A 7,498-nucleotide genomic window follows, 5' to 3' on the forward strand; every position below is an offset into this window, starting at 1 on the left:
GGAGACAGGAAAATGAAACTCGAGTTTTCAATTTATCGCTATAACCCGGATGTTGACGACGCTCCGCACATGCAGGATTACACCCTTGAAGCGGAAGAAGGTCGCGACATGATGCTGCTGGATGCGCTGATCCAGCTGAAAGAAAAAGATCCGTCGCTGTCGTTCCGCCGCTCCTGCCGTGAAGGGGTCTGCGGGTCCGATGGTCTGAACATGAACGGGAAAAACGGTTTGGCGTGCATCACGCCAATCTCCGCGCTGAATCAGCCGGGCAAGAAGATTGTTATCCGTCCGCTGCCAGGATTACCGGTTATCCGTGATTTGGTGGTGGACATGGGGCAATTCTATGCACAATATGAGAAGATTAAGCCTTACTTGTTGAATAATGGGCAAAATCCTCCGGCTCGCGAGCATCTGCAGATGCCTGAGCAGCGTGAGAAACTCGACGGGCTGTACGAGTGTATTCTGTGCGCCTGCTGTTCGACCTCGTGCCCGTCGTTCTGGTGGAACCCGGACAAGTTCATCGGCCCGGCTGGCCTGCTGGCCGCGTATCGCTTCCTGATCGACAGTCGCGATACCGAAACCAGCGAGCGCCTGGACGGCCTGAGCGATGCTTTCAGCGTATTCCGCTGTCACAGCATTATGAACTGCGTCAGTGTGTGTCCGAAGGGGCTGAACCCGACGCGCGCCATCGGCCATATTAAGTCGATGCTGCTGCAGCGCAGCGCGTAAGCAACACGGTCTGTCCCGGATGGTGCTAGCGCTTATCCGGGCTACCAAAGCAGTAGCCCCGGCAAGCGTTAGCGCCGCCGGGGGATATAGCAGGAAATCTTTAAAAACCGCCACAAGATGTACCAGTAATCGAGGCGTTCAGTGCGAGGTAAGGCGGCAACTGAGCGCATCCCCGGGAGCATAGTGAACTATGTGACCGGGGTAAGCGAAGGCAGCCAACGCAACCGCAGCCTGAACGCTGAAGATTAATGGCAGTTTTTAAAGGTTCCTTAGCGGATAGAAACCACAACTCGTCCGCAACAAGTGAACCCCGGCACGTGCACTCGGTGTGCGTGGTAGTTTCTACGGCGAAATAAGCATATGAATGCTTAAGGGATCACGATGCAGAACGGCGCAATGAAAGCCTGGCTGGACTCTTCTTACCTCTCTGGTTCGAACCAGAGCTGGATAGAACAGCTCTATGAAGACTTCTTAACCGATCCTGACTCTGTTGACGCCAACTGGCGTTCAATGTTCCAGCAGTTACCTGGCACCGGAGTTAAACCGGATCAATTTCATTCCAAAACGCGTGATTATTTCCGTCGACTGGCGAAGGATGCCTCACGTTACACTTCTTCGATTTCCGACCCAGACACCAATGTGAAGCAGGTTAAAGTCCTGCAGCTCATCAACGCATACCGTTTCCGTGGCCACCAGCATGCGAATCTCGATCCGCTGGGGCTGTGGAAGCAAGAGAGAGTGGCGGATCTCGATCCGGCCTACCACGATCTGACCGAGGCCGATTTCCAGGAAAGCTATAACGTAGGTTCATTTGCCATCGGTAAAGACACGATGAAGCTGGGCGAGCTGATTGCCGCCCTCAAGCAAACCTACTGCGGCTCCATCGGCGCGGAATACATGCATATCACCTCTACCGAAGAAAAACGCTGGATCCAGCAGCGCATTGAATCGGTAGCTGGCAAAGCGAGCTTTACCGCGGAAGAGAAAAAACGCTTCCTCAGCGAACTGACCGCCGCGGAAGGTCTGGAGCGCTACCTCGGCGCCAAATTCCCGGGGGCGAAGCGCTTCTCGCTGGAGGGTGGCGACGCCCTGATCCCGATGCTCAAAGAGATGATCCGCCATGCAGGCAAAAGCGGCACCCGCGAAGTGGTGCTGGGCATGGCGCACCGCGGCCGTCTGAACGTGCTGGTCAACGTGCTGGGTAAAAAACCGCAGGACCTGTTCGACGAGTTCGCGGGCAAACATAAAGAACACCTCGGCACCGGCGACGTGAAGTACCACATGGGCTTCTCTTCCGATATGGAAACCGAAGGCGGTCTGGTGCACCTGGCGCTGGCGTTTAACCCGTCGCACCTCGAGATCGTCAGCCCGGTGGTTATCGGTTCCGTACGCGCCCGTCTGGATCGTCTGGACGAGCCAAGCAGCAACAAAGTTCTGCCTATTACCATCCACGGCGACGCCGCCGTCACCGGCCAGGGCGTGGTTCAGGAAACTCTGAACATGTCCAAAGCCCGCGGTTACGAAGTGGGCGGTACCGTGCGCATCGTTATCAACAACCAGGTGGGCTTCACGACCTCTAACCCGCTGGATGCGCGCTCAACGCCGTACTGCACCGACATCGGTAAAATGGTGCAGGCGCCGATTTTCCACGTCAATGCGGACGATCCGGAAGCGGTCGCCTTCGTCACCCGTCTGGCGCTTGATTTCCGCAATACCTTTAAACGCGATGTCTTCATTGACCTGGTGTGCTACCGCCGTCACGGCCACAACGAAGCCGATGAGCCGAGCGCAACCCAGCCGCTGATGTATCAGAAGATCAAAAAGCATCCGACTCCGCGCAAAATCTATGCTGACAAGCTGGAGCAGGAGAAGGTGGCGACTCTGGAAGATGCGACCGAGCAGGTTAACCTCTACCGCGATGCGCTGGATGCCGGCGAATGCGTGGTGCAGGAATGGCGTCCGATGAATATGCATTCCTTTACCTGGTCGCCGTACCTCAACCACGAGTGGGACGAGAGCTATCCGGATAAAGTTGAGCCGAAACGTCTGCAGGAGTTGGCCAAACGCATCAGCACGGTACCGGAAGGTATCGAAATGCAGTCCCGCGTGGCGAAAATTTACGCCGACCGCCAGGCGATGGCGGCAGGCGAGAAGCTGTTTGACTGGGGCGGTGCCGAAAACCTGGCCTACGCCACGCTGGTTGACGAAGGTATTCCGGTTCGTCTGTCCGGCGAAGACTCCGGCCGCGGCACCTTCTTCCACCGTCATGCGGTGATCCATAACCAGACCAATGGTTCAACCTACACGCCGCTGCAGCATGTCCATAACGGCCAGGGCCAGTTCCGCGTTTGGGACTCGGTACTGTCTGAAGAAGCGGTGCTGGCGTTCGAATATGGTTACGCCACCGCCGAGCCGCGCACTCTGACCATCTGGGAAGCGCAGTTTGGCGACTTCGCCAACGGTGCGCAGGTGGTGATCGACCAGTTCATCTCCTCCGGTGAGCAGAAGTGGGGGAGGATGTGCGGCCTGGTGATGCTCCTGCCGCACGGTTACGAAGGCCAGGGCCCGGAGCACTCCTCCGCGCGTCTGGAGCGTTATCTGCAGCTGTGCGCTGAACAAAACATGCAGGTCTGCGTGCCGTCCACGCCGGCACAGGTTTATCACATGCTGCGTCGCCAGGCGCTGCGCGGTATGCGTCGTCCGCTGGTGGTGATGTCGCCGAAGTCGCTGCTGCGTCATCCGCTGGCGGTCTCCAGCATGGATGAGCTGGCGAACGGCACTTTCCTGCCGGCTATTGGTGAAATCGATCAACTTGATCCGCAGGCTGTGAAGCGCGTTGTGCTGTGCTCTGGTAAGGTTTACTACGACCTGCTGGAACAGCGCCGCAAAAACGAGCAAAAAGATGTCGCTATCGTTCGTATCGAGCAGCTCTATCCGTTCCCGCATCAGGCGGTGCAGGAAGCGCTGAAAGCGTATGCGCACGTGCATGATTTTGTCTGGTGCCAGGAAGAGCCGCTCAACCAGGGCGCATGGTACTGCAGCCAGCATCACTTCCGTGAAGTGATTCCGTTTGGGGCCTCTCTGCGTTATGCAGGCCGCCCGGCCTCCGCCTCTCCGGCGGTAGGGTATATGTCCGTTCACCAGAAACAGCAACAAGATCTGGTCAATGACGCGCTGAACGTCGATTAATTAAAGGATACACAATGAGTAGCGTAGATATTCTGGTTCCCGACCTGCCTGAGTCCGTAGCTGACGCAACCGTCGCCACCTGGCACAAAAAACCGGGCGACGCGGTCGTCCGTGACGAAGTTCTGGTCGAAATCGAAACTGACAAAGTGGTACTGGAAGTACCGGCATCAGCGGACGGCATTCTGGATGCAGTGCTGGAAGACGAGGGCGCCACCGTCCTGTCTCGCCAGATCCTTGGCCGCCTGCGCGAAGGCAACAGCGCAGGTAAAGAAAGCAGCGAGAAAGCCGATGCGAAAGCGTCCACTCCGGCGCAGCGTCAGCAGGCCTCTCTGGAAGAGCAGAACAACGACGCGCTGAGCCCGGCGATCCGTCGTCTGCTGGCTGAACACAACCTTGACCCAGCGGCCATCAAAGGCACTGGCGTCGGCGGCCGTCTGACCCGCGAAGACGTTGAGAAACATCTGGCGAAAGCCCCGGCGCCGGCAGAAGCCAAAGCGCCAGCCGTCGCCCCGGCAGCCGCGCCGGCGCCGCAGCTGGGCCACCGTTCGGAAAAACGCGTCCCGATGACCCGCCTGCGTAAACGCGTAGCCGAACGTCTGCTGGAAGCGAAAAACTCTACCGCCATGCTGACGACCTTTAACGAAGTCAACATGAAGCCCATCATGGATCTGCGTAAGCAGTACGGTGAGGCGTTCGAAAAACGTCATGGCATCCGCCTGGGCTTTATGTCCTTCTACGTGAAAGCGGTAGTGGAAGCGCTGAAACGCTATCCGGAAGTGAACGCTTCCATCGATGGCGACGACGTGGTGTACCACAACTACTTCGACGTCAGCATGGCCGTATCCACTCCGCGCGGTCTGGTCACCCCGGTTCTGCGTGACGTCGACCTGCTGGGCATGGCGGATATCGAAAAGAATATCAAAGAGCTGGCAGTGAAAGGCCGCGACGGCAAGCTGACCGTAGACGACCTGACCGGCGGTAACTTCACTATTACCAACGGCGGCGTCTTCGGCTCCCTGATGTCCACGCCGATCATCAACCCACCGCAGAGCGCTATTCTGGGTATGCATGCCATTAAAGACCGTCCGATGGCGGTCAATGGCAAGGTAGAGATCCTGCCGATGATGTACCTGGCGCTCTCCTATGACCACCGTCTGATCGACGGACGTGAATCGGTAGGCTTCCTGGTGGCGATTAAAGAGCTGCTGGAAGATCCGACCCGTCTGCTGCTGGACGTGTAGTCAGCAAGCGTATTACCTACCGTAGGCCGGATAACACGCGTTAGCGCCGTTATCAGGCCTACAGGTTTAAAGATAATTACACCCTGAAGGATGGACTGAACACATGAACTTACATGAATATCAGGCAAAACAACTTTTTGCCCGCTATGGCTTACCGGCGCCGGTGGGTTATGCCTGTACTACTCCGCGTGAAGCAGAAGAAGCCGCTTCAAAAATCGGCGCGGGTCCGTGGGTAGTGAAATGTCAGGTTCACGCTGGTGGCCGCGGCAAAGCGGGCGGTGTGAAAGTAGTTAAGAGCAAAGAAGAGATCCGCGCATTTGCCGAGCACTGGCTGGGCAAACGTCTGGTGACCTATCAAACAGATGCGAACGGCCAGCCGGTTAACCAGATCCTGGTTGAAGCGGCGACCGATATTGACAAAGAGCTGTACCTGGGCGCGGTTGTTGACCGTAGCTCCCGTCGCGTGGTGTTCATGGCGTCTACCGAAGGCGGCGTGGAAATCGAGAAAGTGGCGGAAGAGACCCCGCACCTGATCCACAAGATCGCCATCGATCCGCTGGCGGGCCCGATGCCTTACCAGGGTCGTGAACTGGCGTTCAAACTGGGTCTGGAAGGTAAACAGGTTCAGCAGTTCACCAAGATTTTCATGGGTCTGGCGACCATTTTCCTTGAGCGCGACCTGGCGCTGATCGAGATCAACCCGCTGGTGATCACCAAGCAGGGCGACCTGATCTGCCTCGACGGCAAACTGGGCGCTGACGGCAACGCGCTGTTCCGCCAGCCGGATCTGCGCGAAATGCGCGATCAGTCTCAGGAAGACCCACGTGAAGCGCAGGCGGCGCAGTGGGAACTGAACTACGTCGCGCTGGACGGCAACATCGGCTGCATGGTTAACGGCGCAGGCCTGGCGATGGGTACCATGGACATCGTTAAGCTGCACGGCGGCGAACCGGCTAACTTCCTCGACGTAGGCGGCGGCGCGACCAAAGAGCGCGTGACCGAAGCGTTCAAAATCATCCTCTCTGACGACAACGTTAAAGCGGTGCTGGTTAACATCTTCGGCGGCATCGTGCGTTGCGACCTGATCGCTGACGGCATCATCGGCGCGGTAGCGGAAGTAGGGGTTAACGTTCCGGTTGTTGTACGTCTGGAAGGTAACAACGCCGAACTGGGCGCGAAAAAACTGGCTGACAGCGGCCTGAATATTATTGCAGCGAAAAGTCTGACGGACGCAGCACAGCAGGTTGTTGCCGCAGTGGAGGGGAAATAATGTCAGTTTTAATCAATAAAGATACCAAGGTTATCTGCCAGGGCTTCACCGGTAGCCAGGGGACCTTCCACTCTGAACAAGCGATCGCTTACGGTACGCAAATGGTTGGCGGCGTGACGCCAGGCAAAGGCGGCACCACTCACCTGGGCCTGCCGGTGTTCAACACCGTGCGCGAAGCCGTTGAAGCGACCGGCGCGACCGCGACCGTGATCTACGTTCCGGCGCCGTTCTGCAAAGATTCCATCCTGGAAGCGATCGACGCGGGCATTAAGCTTATCATCACCATCACCGAAGGTATCCCAACGCTGGATATGCTGACCGTGAAGGTGAAGCTGGACGAAGCGGGCGTGCGTATGATCGGCCCGAACTGCCCGGGCGTTATCACTCCGGGCGAGTGCAAAATCGGCATCATGCCGGGTCACATTCACAAGCCGGGTAAAGTGGGCATCGTTTCCCGTTCCGGCACCCTGACCTATGAAGCGGTTAAGCAGACCACCGACTACGGCTTCGGCCAGTCTACCTGCGTCGGTATCGGCGGCGACCCGATCCCGGGCTCCAACTTCATCGATATCCTGAAGATGTTCGAGGAAGATCCGCAGACCGAAGCGATCGTCATGATCGGTGAGATCGGCGGCAGCGCGGAAGAAGAAGCGGCTGCTTATATTAAAGATCATGTCACTAAGCCGGTTGTCGGCTACATCGCGGGCGTTACCGCGCCGAAAGGCAAGCGTATGGGCCACGCGGGCGCTATCATCGCCGGCGGTAAAGGTACAGCGGATGAGAAATTCGCAGCGCTGGAAGCGGCGGGTGTGAAAACTGTTCGCAGCCTGGCCGACATCGGCGAAGCGCTGAAAGCTATTATCAAGTAAACCCTCTCTGCTTGTCCGCAAGCAGAAATCTGTCCGATTTCGNCATGGTTGGCCACCGTCAGGTGGCCTTTTTTGTGACCGTTATCCCGTCTCGTCAGAACCGCAGCGCCAACAACGAATTGATTTTCTGCGAAAAGCCCTATCTATCATATTGATTTAATTTATTATTTAATAAGTATTTTCGATGCGCTGTAGTGGCT

The 7,498-nt window shown here is 57.3% G+C and carries 5 protein-coding genes; all 5 read left to right on the plus strand.

The window, feature by feature from the left end; genetic code table 11:
- Positions 1 to 12 precede the first annotated feature (12 nt).
- The 5 genes from sdhB (at position 13) to sucD (ending at position 7,298) form a co-directional block, all read left to right on the plus strand.
- The gene (gene sdhB, locus VZP09_RS03755; RefSeq protein WP_002894954.1) at positions 13 to 729 is read left to right on the plus strand and encodes a succinate dehydrogenase iron-sulfur subunit SdhB; all 717 of its coding nucleotides are present in this window, start codon (positions 13 to 15) and stop codon (positions 727 to 729) included.
- Between the two features lie 381 nt (positions 730 to 1,110).
- Positions 1,111 to 3,918, plus strand: coding sequence for a 2-oxoglutarate dehydrogenase E1 component (gene sucA / locus VZP09_RS03760; RefSeq protein WP_004147623.1), 2,808 nt, complete (start codon positions 1,111 to 1,113; stop codon positions 3,916 to 3,918).
- Between the two features lie 14 nt (positions 3,919 to 3,932).
- Positions 3,933 to 5,159 (plus strand): 2-oxoglutarate dehydrogenase complex dihydrolipoyllysine-residue succinyltransferase, encoded by a 1,227-nt coding sequence (odhB, locus tag VZP09_RS03765; RefSeq protein WP_009484141.1) that lies wholly within the window; start codon positions 3,933 to 3,935, stop codon positions 5,157 to 5,159.
- 103 nt (positions 5,160 to 5,262) lie between these two features.
- Entirely contained in the window at positions 5,263 to 6,429 is a 1,167-nt protein-coding gene (gene sucC / locus VZP09_RS03770) for an ADP-forming succinate--CoA ligase subunit beta (protein WP_002895039.1), read from the plus strand.
- The gene (gene sucD / locus VZP09_RS03775; RefSeq protein ID WP_002895043.1) at positions 6,429 to 7,298 is read left to right on the plus strand and encodes a succinate--CoA ligase subunit alpha; all 870 of its coding nucleotides are present in this window, start codon (positions 6,429 to 6,431) and stop codon (positions 7,296 to 7,298) included. Before sucC ends, sucD begins: the two co-directional genes overlap by 1 nt.
- Positions 7,299 to 7,498: the final 200 nt, after the last annotated feature.

The organism is Klebsiella sp. EMBS2024 (assembly GCF_036233805.1).
Classification (GTDB): domain Bacteria; phylum Pseudomonadota; class Gammaproteobacteria; order Enterobacterales; family Enterobacteriaceae; genus Klebsiella; species Klebsiella pneumoniae.